Genomic DNA, 21,985 nt, shown 5'->3' on the forward strand with positions numbered 1-21,985 from the left:
AAATGTTTAATCGAGCTCATTTCCTAGTTTTATTATTGCTTTTAAGCTACTACGCATTTAGCCAAAATACATTTGTTCCCGATGATAATTTTGAACAAGCCCTCATTGATTTAGGTTACGATACACCCCCTCTTGATGATTTTGTACCAACAGTTAACATAAGCAATGTAACCAATTTGGATGTTTCAAATAAAAACATAACCGACCTAACCGGTATTGAAGATTTTGTCATTTTATCAATTCTTAATTGTTCTGAAAATCAAATTATTAATCTGGATATTTCTAAAAATCTTGGTTTAACACAATTGTTTTGCGACAAAAATAAATTAACTTCCCTTAATGTTATAAACAATCCTCTTTTACAAATTTTATGGTGTGATGACAACCAGATATCTTCATTAGATATGTCTGAAAACCCAGATTTAATATCTTTAATTTGTTCTGAAAATTTACTCACTCAATTAAATATCTCAATCAATACAGAGCTGAGAATACTGCATTGTAACCAAAATAAACTTACTTCAATTGATATTACAAAATGTGTGTTTTTAACACAACTGGTTTGTGATGATAATTTTTTAAGTAGCATTGATACTTCTAAAAATATTGAATTACAATTATTTTTAACCGCAGATAATTTAATTACCTCATTTAATTTATCAAATAATATTAAACTTGAACGCTTTAGATGTGTAAGAAATCAATTAAGTGAATTAGATGTTTCCAAAAATATAAATCTAGAATTTCTTTATTGTGGAATAAACTCGATTAATGAATTAGATATAACCAATAACGTTAAACTTAAAACTGTTCATGCCGTTGGAAATAACATATCTATTTTAGATACTTCTAATAATCCAGAATTAGAACTTCTTCACGTATCAGTTAATAATTTAACATCATTAGACTTAAGTAATAATCCTAATCTATCTTTTTTATCTTGTGTGGATAATTCACTTTGTTTTATCAATATTCAAAACGGTAATAACTCTATAATTTCAACTTTTAAAACTACTTCAAACCCTTTTTTAACATGTATCTTTGTAGATAATGTCATCTATAGTGATAATAATTGGACGGATATAGATACTGTAAGTAACTTTGTAAATTCCCAAGAAGAATGCAATAGTCAGGGAAATGGTTTACCCAAGGTTGACGTTCTAGATGATTTCATAGGTACTTCTTATGTGTTACCTCCATTAGAAAACGGTTCTTATTACACCCAAACTAATGCTGGAGGTGTACAACTTATGTCTGGTGAAGTTATTACAACCTCTCAAACAATCTACATAAATAATAACACTCCGTGTTATTCAAATGAATCAAGTTTCAATATAATAATCTCAGGTTCTAATTATTTAATTCCTAAATATTTTACGCCCAATAATGATAATACTAATGATACATGGAAAGTAGTTGATAATTCTAACACCTTCACTTCTATAAATATTTATAATAGATATGGTAAACTACTAAAATCTTTGAGTCCAAATAATTTTGAATGGGACGGCACGTTTAATGGCAAACTCATGGAAACTAACGATTATTGGTATGTTATTAATAGAGATTTAGAAAAACCTATAACGGGACATTTTACTTTAAAAAGGTAAATTATTTTTCTTTTATCATGGCAATATGCGGTATATTGTCTTCCAGATACTCCTCACCTACGGGTTTGAATCCTAATTTTTTATAAAACTCTTGAATATAAACTTGAGAAGAAATCCTTATTCGTTTTTGATTAAAATTTTCTTCTAAAGCATTTATAGAGGCCTGCATTATTAGTTGACCATAATTAAAAGATCTTTCATTTTTTCCTACTACTACCCTACCTATACTAGCATCTTCAAAATAATCTCCAGGTTTAAAAATTCTCGTGTAAGCGACTAATACTCCCTTTTTAAAACCTAAAACATGTAATGCTTTTTGATCTTTTCCATCCATGTCTTGGTAAACACAGTCTTGTTCTACAACAAATACTTCGGTTCGTAGTTGGAGTATATCATAAAGTTCTTGGATATTAAGTGCTTTAAAGGACTTTAATTTTATTTCTAACATAGTAAAATGAGATACTGAAACAAGTTCAAGATTGACAAACAAGTTTGTCAATCTTGAACTATTAAATCTTTTGGGTCTTCTTTACCAAATTCTGGTTGTATGTTTACATGGTTTATGTGATACTTTGTTAATAAAATACGCTCTATTTCCTGTAAAATAACATCGAATTGTGATAGAGTAATATCATGTTTAAAATCCACATGGGCTTCTAAATGTGTTTCTTCTTCATTTAGTTGCCATATATGAACATGATGTACATTTTTAATTGATTCTAAAGTATTCAATTCTGAGACAATTTCTTTAACCGAAATATTATCTGGTGTAAACAACATTAATACTTTTGTTGATATTTTAAGTAAGTCATAACCCATCCAAATCAAATATATGGCTATTAAAAAAGTAAGTACACTATCTACCCAAAAGACTTCAAAAAACTTCATAAGCAAACCTCCAATTAAAACTGCAAAACTTGCCATCATATCTGTAAATAGGTGTAAGTAGGCACTTTTCATATTCATATTAGCTTTAGAATCTTCTCTTAATAACAACACACTAAAACCATTACCTAAAATAGCCACTACAGATAACCAAATAACCAATGATGAAGCTATCTCTTGAGGATTTAAAAAACGTTCTATTGCTTCTATAATCAATAAAATAGCTACAACTATAAGTGAAGCCGCATTAATAAAGGCAGCTAAAATCTCGGCACGTTTATATCCAAAAGTTTTATGTAAAGACGCTTTTTTCTTAGCTATTTTATTGGCAACATAACTTATTATAAGCGAAATAACGTCGCTAAAATTATGTAGCGCATCACTTAAAAGCGATAAACTACCAGATAATAAACCACCAACCACTTGGGCAATGGTAATAATAATATTTAGGAAAATAGAAATACCAAGATTTCTACCTTTTAAATTAGTATGTGAATGTGAGTGATTATGGGTATGTGAACTACCCATTTAGCAGGATATAGGAATTTTATCTATTCTATTTTGATGTCTACCGCCTTCAAAAGCTGTATTTAAAAATGTTTCAACCATAACAATAGCTTGAGGTATGGCCGTAAATCTTGCAGGTATACAAAGAATATTTGCATTGTTATGTTGTCTAATAAGCTCAACTATTTCTTTATTCCAACATAAACCAGCACGTATATCTTGATGTTTATTAGCAGTCATAGCTACACCATTGGCACTACCACAAATTAAAATACCATAAGTAGATTTTTTACTTTCAACATCTTTAGCTACGGGATGAACAAAATCGGCATAATCTACACTATCACTACTATCTGTACCATGATTTTCAACGGTAATACCTTTAGATTCTAAGTATTCTACAATAGCGAATTTATACTCTGTTCCAGCGTGGTCGTTTCCTATAGAAATAGTCATAATTCAATTTGAGTTTTAATACTTTTACAAATGTACTAATATTAAGTATTGTGAACGGTGTTATTAATTACTTGTTAATAAGTGTTCATTACTTTCTAAAAAAAGTTATTGCAAAATTCAGGGATTTTTACAATCCATAACATTTAGTTAACCTCCAAATAAGTTAATGTAAATTTTTTGTTAAGTTATGAGCACCAAAAAGTACATTAATAACTAATGTTAAGTAATTAACTTATTAAAAATATCATGTTTATTTATGTTGTGAACAATTGTTAATAGCAAATTAGAAAAGCTTTAAATCTAAAGAGTTAAGAATATAATATGTTGTTAATTTCATATCAATAAAAACACATAAGATACTTTTCAAAATAAACTTCAAAAAAGTTATCACGGTTATTAACACACTATAATAACCATCATTTATTTTTAAAATTTTAAAAGAAGATATATGAATATTATATAAAATGTTTAAAACTGTTTTTTTCACTATTTTAGCTGTAATATTTTTAGCTCTTTTTCTATGAAACCTATTTTTACCTTATCCCTTTTTATTTTCTGTTGTTTTTTAAGTGCTCAAAACCAAATAGGAGCGAATATTGATGGTGAAATCGATTTTGATGAATTTGGTACTAGTGTTAGTTTGTCTAGCGATGGAAGTATTGTTGCTATAGGATCGCCTTTTCATGATGGTAAAGGTTATGTTAGGGTATTCGAGAACCAATCAGGAACCTGGACTCAAATAGGAGCAGATATAGAAGGAGAGGCGGCTAATGACAATTTTGGTATTAGTGTTAGTTTATCTGCAGATGGTACTATTGTCGCTGTAGGAGCTGATGGAAATGATGCTGTTTCAGGTAATAACAATGGCCATGTAAGGGTTTATGAGAATCAATCTGGTACTTGGACTAAAATAGGTGATGATATTGATGGAGAAGCTGAAAATGATGGCTCTGGTTACAAAGTAAGTTTGTCTGCCGATGGTACTATTGTTGCTATAAGTGCTAAAGCTAATGATGGTAATGGTAATTTATCTGGTCATGTAAGGGTTTATGAAAATCAGTCAGGTACTTGGACTAAACTTGGTAATGATATAGATGGAGAGAATGCCGGTGATCAATTTGGAGAAAGTTTAGATATATCCTCAAATGGTACTATTGTAGCTGTTGGTTCTGTTTTTAATGGAAGCTTTGCTGGGCATGTTCAAGTTTTTCAGTACAACGGTGTGGATACCTGGAACCAAATAGGAACCGATATTGATGGAGCTACCACAGGAGAACAGTCCGGTACCAGTGTAAGTTTATCTGCAGATGGAAATATAGTAGCTATAGGTGCGCCTTTACAACCTAATTTTAGCAGAGGTACAGTAAGAGTTTATGAGAATCAATCAGGAACCTGGACTCAAATAGGTTCTGATATTATTGGCGATAATTTTTTTGGTTTAGGCGATAGTGTAAGTTTATCAGATAACGGAAGAATTGTTGTTATTGGTGGTACACCTCAAAATGGTAGAGTGGTTGTTTATACCAATGTGCTAGGATCTTGGTCTAAAGTAGGTAATACTCTAGATGGTGACTCTTCTGGCGATTTGTTTGGTGGTGCAGTAGACGTATCATCTGATGGTCTTACGGTTGTATCTGGAGCCAAAAGAGATGATAATAGTGGAAACAATACAGGATCGGTGAGTGTTTACGATTTTAGTGTTGTTTTATCCAATACCGATTACAGTATCGTTGAAAATTCTGTTATAATTCCGAATCCGGTGCACACTAATTTTTCTATCATACTTCAGAATAATCAGGAATTATTGAATGTTGAACTTTATAATAATTTAGGTAAAAAAGTAAAAACATTTAAAAGTGTAGATATCAATATTTCTTCTGTTTCAAGTGGTATCTACTTTCTACATGTTCAAACCAATAAAGGTAAAATCATTAAAAAGCTAGTTATTGAGTAAGAATTTTTAACCAAAAACAGCTAAGATTTTCTAAACTTAAAAGCGTCTTTTTTAGGTTTGTTAATTAAAAAATTAGATTTAATCACAGTTTTAAATAAAACTTAGATACCTTTAACCAGAACATATACAGCACGTTAAAAATACATGGCTAAAAAGAAAAAGAGAAAACCTAGAAAAGGCATTCCTAACTTAACCAATACCATTTTAACCTTATTAAGAAAAGAACGAAACAAGTCGTTCAATTATAAACAGATTGCTGCAAAGCTTGGTGTTAACGATGCCAGTAGTAGAAATCAAATAATAAAAACCCTTGCAAAACTAGCCGCTAAAGAAGAAATTAAACAAGTAGATAGAGGTAAATTTAAAGCCATTGTAAATACGACGTATCACACCGGTATACTCGAAGCAACAAGTAGAGGAGCAGGTTATATTATCTGTGAGGATTTCGAAGAAGATATTTATATAGCTTCGAATAATATCAACAAAGCACTCGATGGCGATGAAGTTGAATTTTATCTCTATAAGAGACGAAAGCGAGGAAGATTAGAGGGTGAGATTACTCAAATTTTAAAACGTTCTAGAACAGAGTATGTAGGCGTTATAGAAATTCCCGAAAAGAAAAGATTTGCTTTTGTAATCCCCGATAGTTCTAGTATGTACAAAGATATTTTTGTACCTATTAACAAAACATTTAAAGCAGAAGATGGCGATAAAGTCTTAGTAAAAATCGAAGATTGGCCAGACGATGCCGATTCTCCTTTTGGTAAAGTTGTGAAAGTACTTGGAAAACCAGGAGAACACAATACCGAAATTCACGCTATTCTTTCAGAATATGGTCTTCCTTATGAATTTCCCCATGAAGTGGAAGATTATGCCAATACATTAGATACTTCAATTACTGAAAAGGAAATATCTAAGCGTAGGGATATGCGAAACGATTTAACCTTTACCATAGATCCAAAAGATGCAAAAGATTTTGATGATGCCCTGTCGTTTACGGTTTTAGACAACGGACTTTATGAAATAGGTATCCATATCGCAGATGTATCGCATTACGTTAAAGAAGGCACCATTTTAGATGAAGAAGCTTTTAACAGAGCAACATCGGTTTATTTAGTGGATAGGGTAGTGCCAATGCTTCCTGAAGTTTTATCAAATAATGCTTGTTCTTTAAGGCCACACGAAGAAAAATATACCTTTTCGGCAGTTTTTAAGATAAACGATAAAGCCGAGATTAAGAATCAATGGTTTGGTAGAACGGTAACGTATAGTGATGCACGTTTTGCTTATGAAGAAGCCCAGGCTATTATAGAAAACAATCCGAACATCGCACTAAGTGAAGTTGAAGCATCTCAATTAAACACCACAATTCCGCAAAAAGTATCTTTAACTGGAAAGCAGTATGAAACCCAACCCGAAATAGCTCAGGCTGTTTTAGTACTCGATAAATTAGCAAAAATCATGCGAAAAAAAAGAATGAGCAATGGGGCTATTTCATTCGATAAAGTTGAGGTTAAATTTCATTTAGATGAAAATAAAAATCCAGAAGGCGTATTTTTTAAAATAAGTAAAGATGCCAACAAACTTATAGAAGAGTTTATGCTCTTGGCCAATAAAAAGGTTTCAGAATTTATAGGAAAACAAAATCCAAAGAAAACCTTTGTGTATCGTGTTCATGATGAACCAGATGATAGTAAACTAGCAGCTTTACAAAATGTAGTGGGTAGGTTTGGCTACAAATTAAATTTCCAGGATAGAAAAAGTGTTACTGCTTCTTTAAATAATCTTTTAAAAGAGGTTGTTGGGAAAAAGGAACAAAATCTTGTAGATACCCTAGCGATTAGGAGTATGAGTAAAGCTGAGTATACGACTCAGAATATAGGTCATTACGGCTTGGCTTTCGATTATTATTCGCATTTTACATCTCCTATACGACGGTATCCAGATGTTATAGCACACCGTTTACTACAACATTATTTAGATGGCGGGAAATCGGTTAATGAAGATGCTTACGAAGATAAATGTCAGCACTCCAGTAACATGGAATATCTAGCTACCAAAGCAGAACGGGATTCTATAAAATACATGCAAATTCGTTTTATGGAAGACCATAAAGACGAGGAATTCTTAGGTGTTATTTCTGGAGTTACCGATTGGGGAATTTATGTTGAGATAATTAACAATAAATGTGAAGGCATGGTTAGTGTTCGAGACATGACAGACGATCAATATGCTTTCGATGAGAGTCAATACGCCCTTGTTGGTAGACATTCTAAAAATATGTACCAATTAGGCGATGAAGTCGTTGTAAAAGTCAAGAATACCGATTTGGTTAAAAAGCACTTAGATTTTCATTTGGTTGGAAAAAAAGAAGATGTATTGTAACATTTTTAAAAGTAAATCATCTATATAGAAAACAGTGCTATGATATTAACCACAACACATTCTATAGAAGGTCATAAAATAGAAGATTATTTAGGTATAGTAACAGGCGTATCAACTAATCTTAAAAAGAAATATTCTTTAAAGACCACTAAGAATTTAGATATAATAACAGACCTCATTAACGAAGCAAAAGAAGAGGCTTTTCAGGATTTAAAAACCAACGCCTTAAAACTTCAAGCTAATGCTGTTGTTGGTATAAACATAGATATTGAAACCTCTTCGGCTATGTATTTTTTTGTTTCCATTACCGGAACAGCAGTTAAGGTGAAAATTTAATTTTAAATATTTCTTAAAGTAAAATTGGAATGGAATAATTCTTGATAATTTTACGTTTTAAAAGAATAAACAAATAAAAAGTCAATCAATGAAACACGCATTCATACTAATTCTTATGCTTACTTGCTCTTTTAGTTTTTCACAAGAATCTATAGAAAAACAAATTGGAGAGTTCAGCGAATTAAAAGTTTACGATTTAATAGAAGTAGAATTAATTAAATCTAAAGAAAACAAAGTTGTTATATCTGGAGAGAATAAAAGTGATGTTATTATCAATAACAAAAATGGAACACTTAAAATTAAAATGAACCTCAAGGAAATTTTTGATGGCAGTGAAACCAAGGTAAAATTATACTATTCTAAAGTAGATATTATCGATGTAAATGAAGGCGCCAAAGTACATTCTGAAGATAAAATTAAACAGTTTGAAATCGATTTAAAATCTCAAGAAGGTGGTAAGATTGATGTAAAAGTAGATGTTACCTATGCCAACATAAAATCTGTAACGGGAGGCGTTATAAAAGTTACCGGTAAAGCTAAAAGCCAAGATGTGTCTTTACAAACAGGAGGTGTTTATAAAGGTGCCGAATTAAAAACCGATAAAACCGAAGTCGCTATTAGAGCTGCAGGAGAAGCCTATGTAAATGCAAAAGATTTAGTAGATGTGAAGATTAGAGCTGGAGGTGATGTGTTTATTTACGGTGACCCAGATACCGTAAACGAGAGTAAAGTTTTAGGCGGAAGAGTGAAACGCATGTAAATTAAAGCTATAAGAATAAGACCTTTTATGGTCTTATTTTATTCTGATAATTAAACCTCCAACTTTGGAGGTTTTCTTTTTGATATCACTCTTGTAAGAATCAGAAAAATCATAAAATATTTCTTTACTTTGTATAGTGATGTTTGATGATATTCTTACGGCTATTCCTTTCGGAATTATTTTGGCCTTTACAATAGGTCCGGTTTTTTTTGTGCTTCTAGAAACCGCTGCCACAAAAGGCTTTAGGCGTGCTTTAATTTTCGATTTAGGCGTTATTTTAGCCGATATCATTTTTATAGTTGTTGCTTTTTTTAGTACCAATAAATTATTGGATCGGGTAAAAGACGACCCTAACTTTATAATTTTTGGAGGTGTATTATTAATAGCTTATGGTATCATTTCTTTTATTAAAACGTCCAAGTCGTTTAGAGATATTGTTAGGGAATATCATACCGTAGAATTAAAAAAGGGCTACGGAAAACTGTTTTTAAAAGGTTTTCTGCTAAATTTTATCAACATTGGTGTGTTATTAGGCTGGGTTGTTTTTATTGCCTTAGCAAACACCTTAAGTACTTCAGAGCATGGTGTCTTTGTTTTTTTAGGAACTATTCTAGCTACCTATTTATTGGTTGATATCGCAAAAATATTAGTAGCCAAAAGAATTAAGAATAAACTAACACCCAAGTTGATTTTCAAAACAAAAAAGATAGTGGCTTTGGTCGTGTTAGGGTTTGGTGTACTTTTATTAGTGCAAGGCTTATTCCCTGAAACTTACGAAAAGAACAAAGAAAAGCTAGAACAAATGAACCCCATTTCTGGGATGGATGATGTTTAGGGGGTGTTTAAAGGTCTTGGCTATGGTTTCGTTACGGAATGGTACGCGAGTATCATTCTGCCGTAACAATAAATTTAGCAAAAAAGCTTGAAATTCTTAATCGGAATTTCAGCTGTAATGAACTATAGCCGTCTTAAGTGTACAGTTTTTATATTCTATTATTTCTATTTTTTACAACGTCAAAAACTTGGATGCCATTTGCAATAGCATAGTCAGAAAGACTTGAGTCAGAAGTAATAAGAAGTTCACATTCTTTAGATAGTTCTAACAAAAGTGAGTCGGTAAGTCCAAGGTCAAAAAAACTAATACTTTTTGTTGCAATTTTGGATTCAAGAAATTTTTCAGTTGTTGTTTTTATTGTATTTGAAATTTCTTCCACGTATCGTTCTTTGTGACCACGATTAAAATCGTTCAATAAATTATCAACTTCAGTCCAAACGTTTGGAAGTACAACTAATTTTTTAAAATCACCTATAAAAGCTAATAAATCATTAAAATCCTGTTCTTCGTAAATTGATGTTCGCTTATGTTTATTAATTAATTTCGGGTCAATAAGTCCGAGTAATAGTATAATTAAAGAATTCGTATCGATTAATTTCATTACTTCTCGTATATGAAAAATCCAGTTACTTTTTTGTCATTGTCTATTTTAAGTTGCTTGTAAATCCGATGATATTTAAAATCCGATGTTATCGCTGATAAAGGTGAATTTCTTGGATTAGTATTTTCCACAAGGTACGATACCACAATATCCCAAATATTCTCATCTTGTTTATATTCAGCCTGTTCTAATCGAAAGTCGGGATTGTCTAAAGAAGACATTTCCTTTAATTCCGATTTTGCTATGTTTAATAATTCTCGTAATGTCATATAGATTTTATTCAATTTTATTTAGCTCTCTTAATAGATTTTCAAGTATTGGTTTTGTATACTTCTCAATTGGATCAGTATTTGGATGGTCAGTCGGTCTGATATATTCTCCAGCGTCAAAAGCCTCGTAACAAATCCATGAGACTTCTCCGAAACCAAAATTCTTAACAAAATGTTCATTCGTAACCCAAAATGTTTGAAGATTGTTCATAATCATATCACCATCTTCAAAGTCTATTTCCCCATTCCAAAAATCAACAGCTGTTTTGACGGACAAGTTTTCAACTAATTCATTCGGAAAATCAGATGGATTTCCGAAGATTTCGCCTATTTCAGTTCCACTTAAGGATTCTTTCGATAATTTTTCTAAAATTTCAGTCATTCCAAGATTATACACAACTTGTGGATATGCGACGTTTCAATATCTGATACCCAACGTTACTGAAACAAGTTCAGCACAAGTAAACGAAGGTAGCTGAATTTTTTTACAAAGTCAATTTAGAACATAAAAAAAGAGACACTTAAAAAGTATCTCTTTTGTTGAGGCGTCGAGCGGATTCGAACCGCTGTAGCAGGTTTTGCAGACCTGTGCCTAAGCCCCTCGGCCACGACGCCCTTTTCCTGCGAAAGCAGAAATCTGCTTCATTAGAGCACAAAAGTAAAAAAATTTATTACTTTTTTTAAGTTAAAATTATTTTTTACGCCTATCTGTCATTTTTATGGTTACAGCCTCTACATCACCGCCTATTGGTGGGTTAATTTTACTTACCCAAACCGTTGCTTTTTTAACCATATTGTCTTCAGAAAAGATGCGATCTAATATCCGTTTGGCAACAGTTTCCAGTAGTTTAGAGGCTATGGCCATTTCTTCTTTAATGATTTTGTTTAAGAACACATAATCTACCGTATCCATTAAATCATCAGATTTGGCAGAGGTCAGTAAATCTGCTTTTACTTCTAAATCTACACGATAGTCACTACCTGTTTTTGTTTCTTCTTTTAAACAGCCGTGGTAAGCGTACACCCTAATATTTTCAACTCTAATTGTTCCCATGCCGCAAATATAGCTAAGTCGTTATAAATCCTCTATCCATTTATAAGTTGATTTATATCACAGTTCAAGGTCAAAACCTTGAAAGTCTTTTCCATTCACTTTTAATAAACTTTTTTTAATCGATTTGTCATTCCGCACTTGATGCGGAATCTAGTTTTTCTCTTGGATTCCTGCATTCACAGTAATGACAATCTAGCGTTTAAATAAAACATTATACTTTTTAAAAAACATGCATTTAAAACCCATATAGGTTTATTTATACCATTATTATTTAATTTGTAAACAAATCGAATATGTTGCTAATGGCACTGGTTTTGGCTTTATAGAATTCGGTATAGGTACAGTTATCGCAGGTAACAGAAGTAAATTTTTCGGTTTGTACATCGAATATTTTTGATAGTGTTCCACCTGTGGCGCGCATTTGTCCAACGGTATAAGAATGATAATGGCATTTCGGGCATTCGTAGTTTTTATGTTGCATAATTTTGGTTTTACTAAATAAGTGTGTTGAACGCGGCAAGTGTTACACATTAAAGCAAATTATAAGCGAAAAATCTGTTGATGATTTTAAGCAAACTCTATTTTTTCATTTAATAAATCGTAAAACCAAATGAAAAAATTCACGTATTTTTGGGGCTTGTTTAGTTGAAATACATCAGAAAATGTCTGAAGAGAAAAAACCACTCAATTTTATTGAGCAAATAATAGAGGAAGATATCGCAAACGGTTTGTCGGTAGACAAATTACGTTTTAGATTTCCACCAGAACCCAATGGCTATTTACACATTGGCCATACTAAAGCCATAGGTATTAGTTTTGGGTTGGGCGAGAAGTACAACGCTCCTGTAAATCTTAGATTTGATGATACCAACCCCGCTAAAGAAGAGCAGGAATATGTAGATGCCATTAAGCGCGATGTGGCTTGGTTGGGTTACCAATGGGATAAGGAACTATACTCTTCAGATTATTTTCAGCAATTATACGATTGGGCCTTATTAATGATTAAAGACGGTAAGGCTTACGTAGATTCACAAACCAGTGAAGCTATGGCCGAACAAAAGGGAACCCCTACTCAGGTTGGAACCAATAGTCCGTTTAGAGACAGGAGTATTGATGAAAACCTAGATTTATTTACGCGTATGAAAAACGGGGAGTTCGAAGCTGGAACTCATGTTCTACGCGCCAAAATAGACATGGAAGACCCCAATATGCTCATGCGAGATCCTATTATGTATCGTATCATGTATGCGCATCACCACAGAACGGGAGACGATTGGTGTATTTACCCTATGTACGATTGGACGCATGGCGAAAGCGACTATATAGAGCAAATTTCACATTCATTGTGTTCTTTGGAATTTAAACCACACAGAAAACTCTATGATTGGTTCAAGGATATTGTACATGGTTACAGCGCAGATAGGTTGCCCTTACCACCAAAGCAGCGTGAGTTTGCACGTTTAAACCTAAGTTATACTATTATGAGCAAGCGTAAGTTGCTCCAATTAGTAAACGAGGGCGTGGTGAATGGATGGGATGACCCGAGAATGCCAACCATTTCTGGTTTACGCCGAAGAGGATACACACCTAATGCCCTTAGAAAGTTTGTAGAAACCGCTGGTGTAGCCAAGCGCGATAATGTAATCGATGTATCGCTTTTAGAGTTTTGTATCCGTGAGGATTTAAATAAAACGGCACCAAGGGTTATGGGGGTTTTGGATCCTATAAAATTGGTTATTACCAATTACCCCGAGGATAAGGTAGAATGGTTTGATGCCGAAAATAATCCAGAAGACGCATCGGCTGGTTCTAGAAAAGTGCCGTTTTCAAAAGCACTTTACATTGAAAAAGAAGATTTTAAAGAGGAAGCTGGTAATAAGTTTTTCAGATTAAAATTAGGAGGCGAGGTGCGTTTAAAGAATGCCTATATTATCAAAGCCGAAAGCGTTGTGAAAGATGCTGAAGGTAATATTACCGAAATTCATTGTACCTATTCCGAAGATACTTCAAGACGTGTTAAAGGAACTCTTCATTGGGTATCAATTGAACATGCTGTTAAAGCTGAGGTTAGAGAATACGATAGATTGTTTATGGACGAAGCTCCAGACGGGCATCAGGATAAAGACTTTATGGATTTTATTAATCCGAATTCCTTAAAAACTATTGAAGCTTTTGTTGAGCCTAGTTTAAAAGAAGCGAAGGTGGGAGACAGGTTCCAGTTCCAACGTTTGGGATATTTCAATGTGGATGATGATGCAACAGCCGAAAGCCTTATTTTCAATAAAACTGTTGGTTTACGTGATACTTGGGCAAAGAAAAAACCACAAGCGAACAATCAGAATCAACCAAAACCTAAACAACAACAATCGCAACGAAAGCCTATTGATGTGATTAAACAGCTAGGAAAAAAGTACACCAATTTACCAGAAGAAAAACAGCAAAAAGCCAAAGAAGACATTCTTCAACTAGCAGAAAACGTTTGTTACGAAGATTTAGAGCCGCTTTTTGCAACTGCAGTTAAAAAAGTAGGGACGCGTATTGCCACAGTAATTGCTTTAGGTGTTTTGCTTAAAAATGGTTTAGAAAAAAATGAAGCTATCAATAGTTTTATAGCTAAAGCTCTTGAGGATAAAAACGCGCTTTTAGTCGCTGAAGCAGAACAGCTTTAAGCCCATCTTTTGAGGGAATAAACTTTCCGTATTATATTTTTAGTTATATTTAAATACTAACTATAAATTAAATTATTATGGAATTTAACTTTATTGCAATTCTTGTTGCAGCATTAGTACCAATGATACTCGGTTTTATTTGGTATGGCCCCATGTTATTTCAAAAAGCCTGGATGAAAGAATCGGGGGTCACCGAAGAAAAAATGAAAAGTGGCAATATGCCGGTCATTTTTGGTATATCCTTATTATTGTCGGTTGTTTTATCCTTCTTTACTCAATTTTTGGTCGTTCATGAAATGGGCGTTATGGGAATGACAGAGGGACAATTAGAAGGAGAAACAGTGAAAGCATTCCTAGCAGAATGGGCTGGAAAATATAGAAGTTTTGGACATGGAGCAATACATGGAGCATTTGCCGGTATTATGTTTGTTTTTCCTGTAATGGCAACCAACGGTTTGTTTGAGCGTAAGAGCTGGAAACTTACATTTATTAACGCAGGGTATTGGACAGTAGCTTTGGCTATTATGGGTTCTATAATTAGCGGTTGGGTATAGCCCACTAAAATAATTAATACAAAAAAAAGACTGAGGTATGTAACTTCGGTCTTTTTTTTACTACTTATACCCTTAAACTTAGATTATTGATTGCTCATAAAATATACAGCGCTACTCACGAAATTCCTTCAGATTGGGATAGGTTACCTAGCAACGATGTGTTTTTGAAAACCCCCTTTTTAAAAGGACTGGAAGCATCTACTCCTAGTAATATTTCTTCATACTATGTTGGTGTTTTTAAGGCAGATAAGCTCGTTGGTATAGCCATTATTCAGCGCGTGCAAATGTATTTAGATGATGTATTTCGTCGAAACACCAATAGCTTTATTAAACAAACAGGCAAACAATTGGTGTCTAGTTTTGTGAGGGGAAATGCGCTTGTTGCTGGTAATTTAATGCATACGGGGCAACATGGTATGTACTATGATGCCGCTGAAATTACCCAAAATGAATTTTTGAACAGCATTCAAAAAGCGATAAAGGATATTACTCTCGAAATTAAAGAAAAGTTTAACAAGAAGATTCGAATCATTGTTTTCAAGGACTATTTTCAGGATGATGCCATTCACGATTGCACTACTTTCTTTAAGGAGCAAAACCTTTATAAAATTCAAGTACAACCCAATATGATTTTTGAGATTTCCAACACTTGGAAAAGTCAAGAAGATTATATCTCATCTTTCAATAAAAAATATAAAAGACGTTACAGGACTGCCCGAAAGAAAAGTAAAGATTTAGTTTGTAAAGAATTAGATGAAAATTACATAGAAAAGCACTCTAAAGACCTTTTTAGGCTCTACGAGACGGTTTCAGATAATGCCGGGATAAACTCTTTTAAACTTTCTGAAAACCATTTCTTGAGCTTAAAAAAAAGCCTAAAGGATGAGTTTAAAGTCTTCGGGTATTTTTTAAATGAAGCGTTGATCGGTTTTTACACACTTATCTTAAATAACGATAGACTAGAAACTTATTTTTTAGGCTATAACAAAGCACTTCAACATAAATACCAAATGTATTTAAACATGCTATTTAACATGGCCTGTTTTGGTATAGAAAACCATTTTAAAACAGTTGTTTTTGCAAGAACAGCAATGGAAATTAAGAGCTCTATTGGAGCCAAACCTCATACTATGGATGTGTATTTAACCCATACCAATAACTTTATTGCCAATACGGTTATGAAGTGTGTGGTAAAGTATATGAACCCTATAAGACAATGGGAAGAAAGACACCCGTTTAAAACAGTTTAAGGTTAGTTCTCTAAGTTTTTACGACTGAAATGTAGAATTAATACTATGCTACATATGAAAACTATATTGTATTTCTTTTTACTGGTTCCTTTTTTCGTTTTTTCACAACAGATGACAAATGATAAACTTGATGATATCTATACCTCGTTAAGCGATTCCATTCAAGGAGAAAACGGTAGGTGGCAATTTTACATTAAGGACGTACCGCTTATCAGTCTTACAGATGTTAATAACAATAGGATGCGAATAATATCGCCTATTGCAGATTCTAATAGTTTAAATGATGACCTTATAAAAGCCTGTTTGGTAGCAAATTTCCATACGGCTCTAGATGTAAAGTATGCGGTATCAGATGGTGTGCTATGGTCGGTATTTATTCACCCGCTCAAAGAACTTTCAGAAAGTCAAGTTAAGGATGCGGTACTTCAAGTTTTTAATGCTAATATAAATTTTGGCACAACATTCTCGAGTTCAGAATTAACGTTCCCAGGTAGGGTTTCAGAAAAAGAGGAGGAGCCAAAAAAATTAAATAAACAGAATTTTAGAAAGCTATAAAAAAAGCCCATTTTAAAATGGGCTTTCTAATTTATAATTGTTCTGTGGTCATTTCATCATCTGGAATTTCTAGACTTGTGGTAAAGTCTGGGAGCACTAAATCTGCCATGGCTGGGTTCTTGAGTTGCTTGGCTTCTATAAATTGCCATATTTCGTCTTCAGAGTTATAAATCCCTAGACTGTAGCTTTTTGTTTTAATGCGCATATTCGGCATTTTCATTTGAATAAAGCTTTCAATGTAACAGCGGTATTCGTCGTTTTCAAAAACAACATCAGAAGCTGAGATAATTTCAGCACTTTCGAATTCAAAACCTTCACTTTTCATTTTATCGAATGTAGACTCCAACATTTGTGCTGCGGCCTCTTTGCCTCCCATCATTTCAATTACAGAGGGGTAGGTGTATGTAAAAATGGTTCTAAAATCATATTTAAGCGTGGCCTCGGTTATCAATTTGGCGTCCCTTAATGCCGCTTCTTTTAATTGTTCATTGGATTGGGCAAAAGACATCCCACTAATTAGAAGTAGGATTAAAAAGGTTTTAAATTTATTCATTATCATTGTTTTTGTTTTTATCTGCGTTTTTCATAGCCTCTCCTATTTGATTGCTTGCCGTAAAGCTAGCGACCATATCGTTTAACATATTGCTACCTGCTTGAGGTGCGTTAGGTAAAAGAATCAAGTTGCTATTGGTTTCTTCTCCTAAAGACTGGAGGGTATCATAATGTTGGGTAACAACAATTAAAGCCGAAGCTTCTTGACTGTTGATACCTACTCTGTTAAGAACCTCTACAGACTCTTCTAAACCGCGAGCAATTTCTCTACGCTGATCGGCAATACCTTGTCCTTGCAAGCGCTTACTCTCTGCTTCTGCCTTGGCTTTTTCAACAATTAAAATACGTTGTGCATCTCCTTCGAACTGAGCCGCAATTTTTTCACGTTCTGAAGCGTTAATTCTATTCATGGCCTCTTTTACTTGAGCATCTGGGTCGATATCGGTAACGAGTGTTTTAATAATATCATAACCGTACTCAGACATATATTCTTGTAGTTCGCGTTTTACGGCAATGGCAATATCATCTTTTTTAACGAATACGTCATCCAGTTTCATTTTTGGTACTTCGGCACGAACCACATCAAAAACAAAAGAGGTGATTTGATCATGCGGATATTCTAACTTATAAAAGGCGTCATAAACTTTTTCTTTGATAACTAAATATTGAACTGATACTTTTAGCTTAACAAACACATCATCTAGAGTTTTTGTTTCCACAATAACATCTAACTGTTGAATTTTTAAACTTAGTTTGCCTGCAATTCGATCTACTAAAGGAATTTTAAATCTTAAGCCAGCATGTCGAATACTTTGAAATTTACCAAAGCGTTCAATAACGGCAGCGGTTTGTTGTTTTACAATAAAGAATGCGGAGATTAAAATGATTAATCCGAAAAAAATGATAGGATAAATTAAATAAGAGCCCATAATTATATGTTAAATGGTTAAAATTATCTGTTACTAAATTAAGTTATATTTCTTCTGTATAGAATAAATTTTGGTTAAAATATACACAAAACTTAGCTTTACACTTAGGGTAGTGCGTTAACGAGTTTCGCTGCACCAGTTCTCAAATATTTGTTTTTCTTAAGCAGTGTTGAAACCCTAGAAAGAAAAAATATTTACTTTTGGGTCTTAACCCTAAAATACCATGAAAAAAAATATAACTACTTTATTAGTATGCTTTTCTTTAGTTTTTGTTACAAGTGGTTTTGCGCAACGTGGAAATTACAGAATCACCAATGGATTTTCTGTTGCAGGAGGTATCAGTCAATTTAACATTGCTACAGATAATTTTATCACAGACCAAGGCAGCGGATTTGCTGGCGGTTTTCTATCTACTGTAGATATTCCTCATAAGTGGTATAACATTAGTTTTGGGATTCAGTTTTCTGAAAATTCTATAGGCATTTCTGCCAGGCCATCTCAATCAGCTCCAAGTACCCCTAATGAATTTATAGATTATAAACTGTTTGCAGCACAATTTGCGTTTTTGGTAAATGCCAAGGTGATAGAAGACCACTTTACTATAGATTTTGGCCCCATGCTTCAGTACAACAGTAGGTTAGAGTTGAAAGACAACACCCAGGAAAACTATGTTATAAACAACTACACAAATTTAACGGCTACAGATATCGCCGATATTTCTAGGTTTAATATTAATGGTGCCATTGGAGCTTCATTGGGTATTAAGCATTTTAAATTAAGAGCTCAATATGTTTATGGTTTTACCAATATATTTAATAAACTGGAAAGCTCTAATTTAGATACTTCGGGTGGCGATGCACGATTAAAGGGAAATACGAATATGTTGGTTTTAGGCGTTATTGCTTCGTTTTGATGCAATCCTTTAGTTCAGAATAATCTAAAGTTATTACTTGATTATCAGTTGAATAGTTTTCTGTTTTCTTATTACAATTATTAAATGTAATATTATTTTGCTCTAATTCATCGCTTTTCAAATATCCTAATAATTGGGCCCAGCAATAAATAGGTTTACATTTTTTTTGTTCTTCTTTGGTTAAGTTTAGATATTCCTTTATGCCAATTGATTTTAAGTAGGGTAGAGCTATTCTTCCAAGATTTATAAGTTTACCATTAAACTCCATATTTATTATTTTAACTTTTAAATCTAGATTACTGATTATTATGTCTCCCTTTCTTATATTTTTAGGAATTATAAGTTTGAAGTTGCCATCAAAATCGGAATGAGTAAAAATTTTATTATTATCTAAATAAACACTTACTCCAGGAACTCCTAAATTTTCAAAATCGTAATGATCAGAGGTGGTTCCCATTATTATGGTTTGTCCACTTAGATAATAGTTTATTCCAAAGACCAAAAGTATTATGAGAAATTTTTGCATAAATCTATTTTTAGTTTTATGAAAATAATCTCGTTTTAATAAATAGAAAAACTAGAATTAGGGAACTAAACAAATTAGTTAGTTATCTTGACTTTTTCCAACCAATTTAGAGGAGTTTCTAAATCTTGATTATTAAATTCTAGATGAATTACACGCCTTCTTTTGTTGTTGGTTGTTCTATTTGAAGAGTGTAATGTTAAGGGTTTCATGAGCATAACCCCGCCTTTATTAACATTACAGGTGTGTTCGTTTTCTAAACCCCAACCTTTGGAATCATGTCTAATAATACCCTTAGAATGCGATTTAGGAATTACTTTTAGTGCACCATTATTGGCACCTGTATCATCTAAATGTATCCTGATGGTGTTGGTATCCTCTAATATTTTCGCAGGAGGTTGAACACCATATTGCCCTTTTTTAAACGTCCAATTAATATAATTTTCTACTTCTACTTTTTTATTGACCGAAATACTTAAATCTTGGTGATAAGAAACAAACCAATTTGATTTTGGAGGTTTGTCAAAGTATATGGCTTTTGTTAAAAAGTAATGGGAATCAAAAAGGGTGTTTAATAATTGTATGAGGTTCTTATTAAATAGTACTTTAGAAAGCTCTGGAACCTGGTTTATGAGTTGCCTAATAGCGAATACATCCTTGTTATCTTGGGTTTTATCACTATTAGGTTTTGACTTTTCTAAACATTTAAAAATTTCGGAAACTTCATTTTCAGAATAAATATTGGCTAAAATGGAATATCCAAGTTCTTGGAGTTCTGTTTTAGCTTTTTCAAACTCCATTTTGGTTAAAGCGTATTAATTACCGCCTCAATTCTTTTTGCTGTTTCATCCTTCCCAATCATGTACATAATATCAAAAACATCAGGACCTTGTAAAGCACCAACCAATGCTAAACGTAAAGGCATCATCACTTTTCCAAAACCAATCTTGTTAGAGGTAATCCAACCTTTAATGTTAGTTTGAAGGTTTTCAACTGTAAAGTATTCGGTGTTGTTTACCAATTCTAAAACAGTAGAAAGAATCTCTTTAGTACCTTCCTTGAATGCTTTTTTAGAGGCTTTTTCATCATAACTTTCGGGAGCGACAAAGAAGAAATGACTCAAGTCCCAAAGCTCATTTACAAACGAGGCACGCTCTTTAACAGAAGCCACTACCATTTCAATATAGTTCACGTCAATATCAGCCAATTCAGCTCTAGAAGCTTTAAAACTTTCAGCAATACTTAAGTTATCCTGTTCTTGCATGTAATGGTGATTGAACCATTTAATTTTATCGGGATCGAATCTTGCGCCGGCTTTATTTACTTTGGCTAAATCGAAAGCCTCAATAAGTTGCTCAAGACTAAAAATTTCTTGTTCTGTTCCTGGATTCCAACCCAGAAATGCCAAAAAGTTAACAACCGATTCTGAGAAGTATCCATCTTCTTTGTAACCTCTGGAAACTTCGTTTGTTTTTGGATCCTTCCATTCCAAAGGAAAAACAGGAAAGCCTAATTTATCGCCATCACGTTTACTTAGTTTTCCTTTTCCTGTGGGTTTTAGAATTAATGGTAAATGTGCAAATTCTGGAGCTTCCCATCCAAAAGCCTGGTATAATTGATAATGTAATGCCAAAGAGGGCAGCCACTCTTCACCTCTAATTACATGTGTAATTTCCATTAAGTGGTCATCCACAATATTGGCTAGGTGATAGGTAGGCATACCGTCACTCTTAAACAACACCTTGTCGTCAAGAATATTGGTGTCTATTTTTATATTCCCTCGAATGATATCTTTTAAGTGTAACGTTTCATCTTGAGGTGATTTAAATCGGATTACATAATCTTCACCAGCATCAATTTTTGTTTTCACTTCGTCGTCAGAAAGCGCAAGAGAGTTATTTAGCTTTAATCGGTTATGCCAATTGTAGATAAAAGTTTTGCCCTTTGCCTCGTGGTCTTTTCTATGAAAATCTAGTTCTTCAGCAGTATCAAAAGCATAATAAGCATTACCGCTTTCAATAAGTTGTTCGGCGTATGTTTTATAAAGCGCTTTGCGTTCGCTCTGTCTGTATGGACCAAATTTTTCTCTTTTATTTGGGCCTTCATCAAACGGAATACCGCACCAATTTAAGGAGTCGATAATATATTGTTCGGCGCCTTCAACGTAGCGGTTTTGATCGGTGTCTTCTATTCGTAAAATAAATTCGCCACCGTGTTTTTTAGCAAACAAATAGTTAAAAAGGGCAGTTCTTACGCCACCAATATGTAATGGTCCTGTTGGGCTTGGTGCAAAACGCACACGAACGTTTTTGGTCATGTAATCAATATTAATTTAGTTTGTCATTTTGAAAACAAAGAACAATCTATTTGATTTCACAGAGATATTTC

At 33.1% G+C, this 21,985-nt stretch carries 24 protein-coding genes and 1 tRNA gene; 11 read left to right on the plus strand and 14 right to left on the minus strand.

Annotated features, from left to right (window positions below; all coding sequences use genetic code 11):
- Positions 1 to 2: 2 nt before the first annotated feature.
- The gene (locus M0214_RS05970; RefSeq protein ID WP_248724555.1) at positions 3 to 1,610 is read left to right on the plus strand and encodes a T9SS type B sorting domain-containing protein; all 1,608 of its coding nucleotides are present in this window, start codon (positions 3 to 5) and stop codon (positions 1,608 to 1,610) included.
- Position 1,611: 1 nt separating this feature from the next.
- On the opposite strand, the gene M0214_RS05975 is transcribed toward M0214_RS05970, so the two are convergent.
- From M0214_RS05975 to rpiB, 3 genes are read right to left on the minus strand one after another with little or no spacing between them, the layout of a single operon-like run.
- Positions 1,612 to 2,058: a GNAT family N-acetyltransferase gene (locus M0214_RS05975; RefSeq protein ID WP_248724556.1), complete on the minus strand. Its 447-nt coding sequence runs from the start codon at positions 2,056 to 2,058 to the stop codon at positions 1,612 to 1,614.
- Between the two features lie 47 nt (positions 2,059 to 2,105).
- Complete coding sequence (locus tag M0214_RS05980; RefSeq protein ID WP_248724557.1) at positions 2,106 to 3,023, minus strand: cation diffusion facilitator family transporter; 918 nt, start codon at positions 3,021 to 3,023, stop codon at positions 2,106 to 2,108.
- On the minus strand, positions 3,024 to 3,458 hold the full coding sequence (gene rpiB / locus M0214_RS05985; protein WP_248724558.1) for a ribose 5-phosphate isomerase B: 435 nt from the start codon (positions 3,456 to 3,458) through the stop codon (positions 3,024 to 3,026).
- Positions 3,459 to 3,978: 520 nt separating this feature from the next.
- Between rpiB and M0214_RS05990 the strand changes: the two genes are divergently transcribed.
- From M0214_RS05990 to M0214_RS06010, 5 genes are all read left to right on the plus strand, one after another.
- The gene (locus tag M0214_RS05990) at positions 3,979 to 5,412 is read left to right on the plus strand and encodes a T9SS type A sorting domain-containing protein (RefSeq protein ID WP_248724559.1); all 1,434 of its coding nucleotides are present in this window, start codon (positions 3,979 to 3,981) and stop codon (positions 5,410 to 5,412) included.
- 144 nt (positions 5,413 to 5,556) lie between these two features.
- Positions 5,557 to 7,797 carry a ribonuclease R family protein gene (locus M0214_RS05995; RefSeq protein WP_248724560.1) on the plus strand — a complete coding sequence of 747 codons (2,241 nt, stop codon included), beginning with the start codon at positions 5,557 to 5,559 and terminating at the stop codon, positions 7,795 to 7,797.
- Between the two features lie 39 nt (positions 7,798 to 7,836).
- Entirely contained in the window at positions 7,837 to 8,133 is a 297-nt protein-coding gene (locus M0214_RS06000; RefSeq protein WP_248724561.1) for a heavy metal-binding domain-containing protein, read from the plus strand.
- Between the two features lie 88 nt (positions 8,134 to 8,221).
- Complete coding sequence (locus M0214_RS06005; RefSeq protein WP_248724562.1) at positions 8,222 to 8,893, plus strand: head GIN domain-containing protein; 672 nt, start codon at positions 8,222 to 8,224, stop codon at positions 8,891 to 8,893.
- Positions 8,894 to 9,032: 139 nt separating this feature from the next.
- Entirely contained in the window at positions 9,033 to 9,728 is a 696-nt protein-coding gene (locus M0214_RS06010; protein ID WP_248724563.1) for a LysE family translocator, read from the plus strand.
- Between the two features lie 148 nt (positions 9,729 to 9,876).
- On the opposite strand, the gene M0214_RS06015 is transcribed toward M0214_RS06010, so the two are convergent.
- From M0214_RS06015 to M0214_RS06040, 6 genes are all read right to left on the minus strand, one after another.
- Positions 9,877 to 10,329 carry a hypothetical protein gene (locus tag M0214_RS06015; RefSeq protein ID WP_248724564.1) on the minus strand — a complete coding sequence of 151 codons (453 nt, stop codon included), beginning with the start codon at positions 10,327 to 10,329 and terminating at the stop codon, positions 9,877 to 9,879.
- Positions 10,329 to 10,598, minus strand: a complete 270-nt coding sequence (locus M0214_RS06020) for a hypothetical protein (RefSeq protein WP_248724565.1) — start codon at positions 10,596 to 10,598, stop codon at positions 10,329 to 10,331. Before M0214_RS06020 ends, M0214_RS06015 begins: the two co-directional genes overlap by 1 nt.
- Positions 10,599 to 10,605: 7 nt before the next feature.
- Complete coding sequence (locus M0214_RS06025) at positions 10,606 to 10,980, minus strand: hypothetical protein (protein WP_248724566.1); 375 nt, start codon at positions 10,978 to 10,980, stop codon at positions 10,606 to 10,608.
- 161 nt (positions 10,981 to 11,141) lie between these two features.
- Positions 11,142 to 11,213 (minus strand) — tRNA-Cys (locus M0214_RS06030).
- 76 nt (positions 11,214 to 11,289) lie between these two features.
- Positions 11,290 to 11,652, minus strand: a complete 363-nt coding sequence (gene folB / locus M0214_RS06035; protein ID WP_248724567.1) for a dihydroneopterin aldolase — start codon at positions 11,650 to 11,652, stop codon at positions 11,290 to 11,292.
- 271 nt (positions 11,653 to 11,923) lie between these two features.
- Positions 11,924 to 12,133, minus strand: a complete 210-nt coding sequence (locus tag M0214_RS06040) for a zinc ribbon domain-containing protein (RefSeq protein ID WP_248724568.1) — start codon at positions 12,131 to 12,133, stop codon at positions 11,924 to 11,926.
- Between the two features lie 181 nt (positions 12,134 to 12,314).
- On the opposite strand from M0214_RS06040, the gene M0214_RS06045 reads away from it, so the two are divergent.
- The 4 genes from M0214_RS06045 to M0214_RS06060 all read left to right on the plus strand — a co-directional run bounded on the left by M0214_RS06045 (position 12,315) and on the right by M0214_RS06060 (position 16,680).
- Entirely contained in the window at positions 12,315 to 14,321 is a 2,007-nt protein-coding gene (locus tag M0214_RS06045; RefSeq protein WP_248724569.1) for a glutamine--tRNA ligase/YqeY domain fusion protein, read from the plus strand.
- A gap of 77 nt (positions 14,322 to 14,398) precedes the next feature.
- Positions 14,399 to 14,875: a DUF1761 domain-containing protein gene (locus M0214_RS06050; RefSeq protein ID WP_248724570.1), complete on the plus strand. Its 477-nt coding sequence runs from the start codon at positions 14,399 to 14,401 to the stop codon at positions 14,873 to 14,875.
- 86 nt (positions 14,876 to 14,961) lie between these two features.
- A complete protein-coding gene (locus tag M0214_RS06055; protein ID WP_248724571.1) occupies positions 14,962 to 16,125 on the plus strand; it encodes a GNAT family N-acetyltransferase in 1,164 nt (387 codons plus the stop codon).
- Positions 16,126 to 16,236: 111 nt separating this feature from the next.
- Entirely contained in the window at positions 16,237 to 16,680 is a 444-nt protein-coding gene (locus M0214_RS06060) for a hypothetical protein (RefSeq protein WP_248724572.1), read from the plus strand.
- 31 nt (positions 16,681 to 16,711) lie between these two features.
- Here M0214_RS06060 and M0214_RS06065 read toward each other — a convergent pair whose 3' ends face one another.
- Complete coding sequence (locus tag M0214_RS06065) at positions 16,712 to 17,233, minus strand: hypothetical protein (RefSeq protein WP_248724573.1); 522 nt, start codon at positions 17,231 to 17,233, stop codon at positions 16,712 to 16,714.
- A complete protein-coding gene (locus M0214_RS06070; RefSeq protein ID WP_248724574.1) occupies positions 17,226 to 18,161 on the minus strand; it encodes an SPFH domain-containing protein in 936 nt (311 codons plus the stop codon). Before M0214_RS06070 ends, M0214_RS06065 begins: the two co-directional genes overlap by 8 nt.
- A 223-nt stretch (positions 18,162 to 18,384) precedes the next feature.
- Between M0214_RS06070 and M0214_RS06075 the strand changes: the two genes are divergently transcribed.
- On the plus strand, positions 18,385 to 19,074 hold the full coding sequence (locus tag M0214_RS06075) for a hypothetical protein (protein ID WP_248724575.1): 690 nt from the start codon (positions 18,385 to 18,387) through the stop codon (positions 19,072 to 19,074).
- On the opposite strand, the gene M0214_RS06080 is transcribed toward M0214_RS06075, so the two are convergent.
- The 3 genes from M0214_RS06080 to gltX all read right to left on the minus strand — a co-directional run bounded on the left by M0214_RS06080 (position 19,058) and on the right by gltX (position 21,914).
- Complete coding sequence (locus M0214_RS06080) at positions 19,058 to 19,600, minus strand: hypothetical protein (RefSeq protein ID WP_248724576.1); 543 nt, start codon at positions 19,598 to 19,600, stop codon at positions 19,058 to 19,060. The genes M0214_RS06075 and M0214_RS06080 overlap by 17 nt on opposite strands.
- 74 nt (positions 19,601 to 19,674) lie before the next feature.
- Positions 19,675 to 20,397 (minus strand): phytanoyl-CoA dioxygenase family protein, encoded by a 723-nt coding sequence (locus M0214_RS06085; RefSeq protein ID WP_248724577.1) that lies wholly within the window; start codon positions 20,395 to 20,397, stop codon positions 19,675 to 19,677.
- A gap of 5 nt (positions 20,398 to 20,402) precedes the next feature.
- Complete coding sequence (gltX, locus tag M0214_RS06090; RefSeq protein WP_248724578.1) at positions 20,403 to 21,914, minus strand: glutamate--tRNA ligase; 1,512 nt, start codon at positions 21,912 to 21,914, stop codon at positions 20,403 to 20,405.
- Positions 21,915 to 21,985: the final 71 nt, after the last annotated feature.

The organism is Seonamhaeicola sp. ML3, from assembly GCF_023273855.1.
In the GTDB taxonomy this organism is placed as follows: domain Bacteria; phylum Bacteroidota; class Bacteroidia; order Flavobacteriales; family Flavobacteriaceae; genus Seonamhaeicola.

What these genes read in the sequence shown, in the direction of transcription:
- M0214_RS05970 (WP_248724555.1), top strand. Translation starts at nt 3, where the DNA reads ATGTTTAATCGAGCTCATTTCCTAGTTTTATTATTGCTTTTAAGCTAC.
- M0214_RS05975 (WP_248724556.1), bottom strand. Translation starts at nt 2,058, where the DNA reads ATGTTAGAAATAAAATTAAAGTCCTTTAAAGCACTTAATATCCAAGAA.
- M0214_RS05980 (WP_248724557.1), bottom strand. Translation starts at nt 3,023, where the DNA reads ATGGGTAGTTCACATACCCATAATCACTCACATTCACATACTAATTTA.
- rpiB (WP_248724558.1), bottom strand. Translation starts at nt 3,458, where the DNA reads ATGACTATTTCTATAGGAAACGACCACGCTGGAACAGAGTATAAATTC.
- M0214_RS05990 (WP_248724559.1), top strand. Translation starts at nt 3,979, where the DNA reads ATGAAACCTATTTTTACCTTATCCCTTTTTATTTTCTGTTGTTTTTTA.
- M0214_RS05995 (WP_248724560.1), top strand. Translation starts at nt 5,557, where the DNA reads ATGGCTAAAAAGAAAAAGAGAAAACCTAGAAAAGGCATTCCTAACTTA.
- M0214_RS06000 (WP_248724561.1), top strand. Translation starts at nt 7,837, where the DNA reads ATGATATTAACCACAACACATTCTATAGAAGGTCATAAAATAGAAGAT.
- M0214_RS06005 (WP_248724562.1), top strand. Translation starts at nt 8,222, where the DNA reads ATGAAACACGCATTCATACTAATTCTTATGCTTACTTGCTCTTTTAGT.
- M0214_RS06010 (WP_248724563.1), top strand. Translation starts at nt 9,033, where the DNA reads ATGTTTGATGATATTCTTACGGCTATTCCTTTCGGAATTATTTTGGCC.
- M0214_RS06015 (WP_248724564.1), bottom strand. Translation starts at nt 10,329, where the DNA reads ATGAAATTAATCGATACGAATTCTTTAATTATACTATTACTCGGACTT.
- M0214_RS06020 (WP_248724565.1), bottom strand. Translation starts at nt 10,598, where the DNA reads ATGACATTACGAGAATTATTAAACATAGCAAAATCGGAATTAAAGGAA.
- M0214_RS06025 (WP_248724566.1), bottom strand. Translation starts at nt 10,980, where the DNA reads ATGACTGAAATTTTAGAAAAATTATCGAAAGAATCCTTAAGTGGAACT.
- folB (WP_248724567.1), bottom strand. Translation starts at nt 11,652, where the DNA reads ATGGGAACAATTAGAGTTGAAAATATTAGGGTGTACGCTTACCACGGC.
- M0214_RS06040 (WP_248724568.1), bottom strand. Translation starts at nt 12,133, where the DNA reads ATGCAACATAAAAACTACGAATGCCCGAAATGCCATTATCATTCTTAT.
- M0214_RS06045 (WP_248724569.1), top strand. Translation starts at nt 12,315, where the DNA reads ATGTCTGAAGAGAAAAAACCACTCAATTTTATTGAGCAAATAATAGAG.
- M0214_RS06050 (WP_248724570.1), top strand. Translation starts at nt 14,399, where the DNA reads ATGGAATTTAACTTTATTGCAATTCTTGTTGCAGCATTAGTACCAATG.
- M0214_RS06060 (WP_248724572.1), top strand. Translation starts at nt 16,237, where the DNA reads ATGACAAATGATAAACTTGATGATATCTATACCTCGTTAAGCGATTCC.
- M0214_RS06065 (WP_248724573.1), bottom strand. Translation starts at nt 17,233, where the DNA reads ATGAATAAATTTAAAACCTTTTTAATCCTACTTCTAATTAGTGGGATG.
- M0214_RS06070 (WP_248724574.1), bottom strand. Translation starts at nt 18,161, where the DNA reads ATGGGCTCTTATTTAATTTATCCTATCATTTTTTTCGGATTAATCATT.
- M0214_RS06075 (WP_248724575.1), top strand. Translation starts at nt 18,385, where the DNA reads ATGAAAAAAAATATAACTACTTTATTAGTATGCTTTTCTTTAGTTTTT.
- M0214_RS06080 (WP_248724576.1), bottom strand. Translation starts at nt 19,600, where the DNA reads ATGCAAAAATTTCTCATAATACTTTTGGTCTTTGGAATAAACTATTAT.
- M0214_RS06085 (WP_248724577.1), bottom strand. Translation starts at nt 20,397, where the DNA reads ATGGAGTTTGAAAAAGCTAAAACAGAACTCCAAGAACTTGGATATTCC.
- gltX (WP_248724578.1), bottom strand. Translation starts at nt 21,914, where the DNA reads ATGACCAAAAACGTTCGTGTGCGTTTTGCACCAAGCCCAACAGGACCA.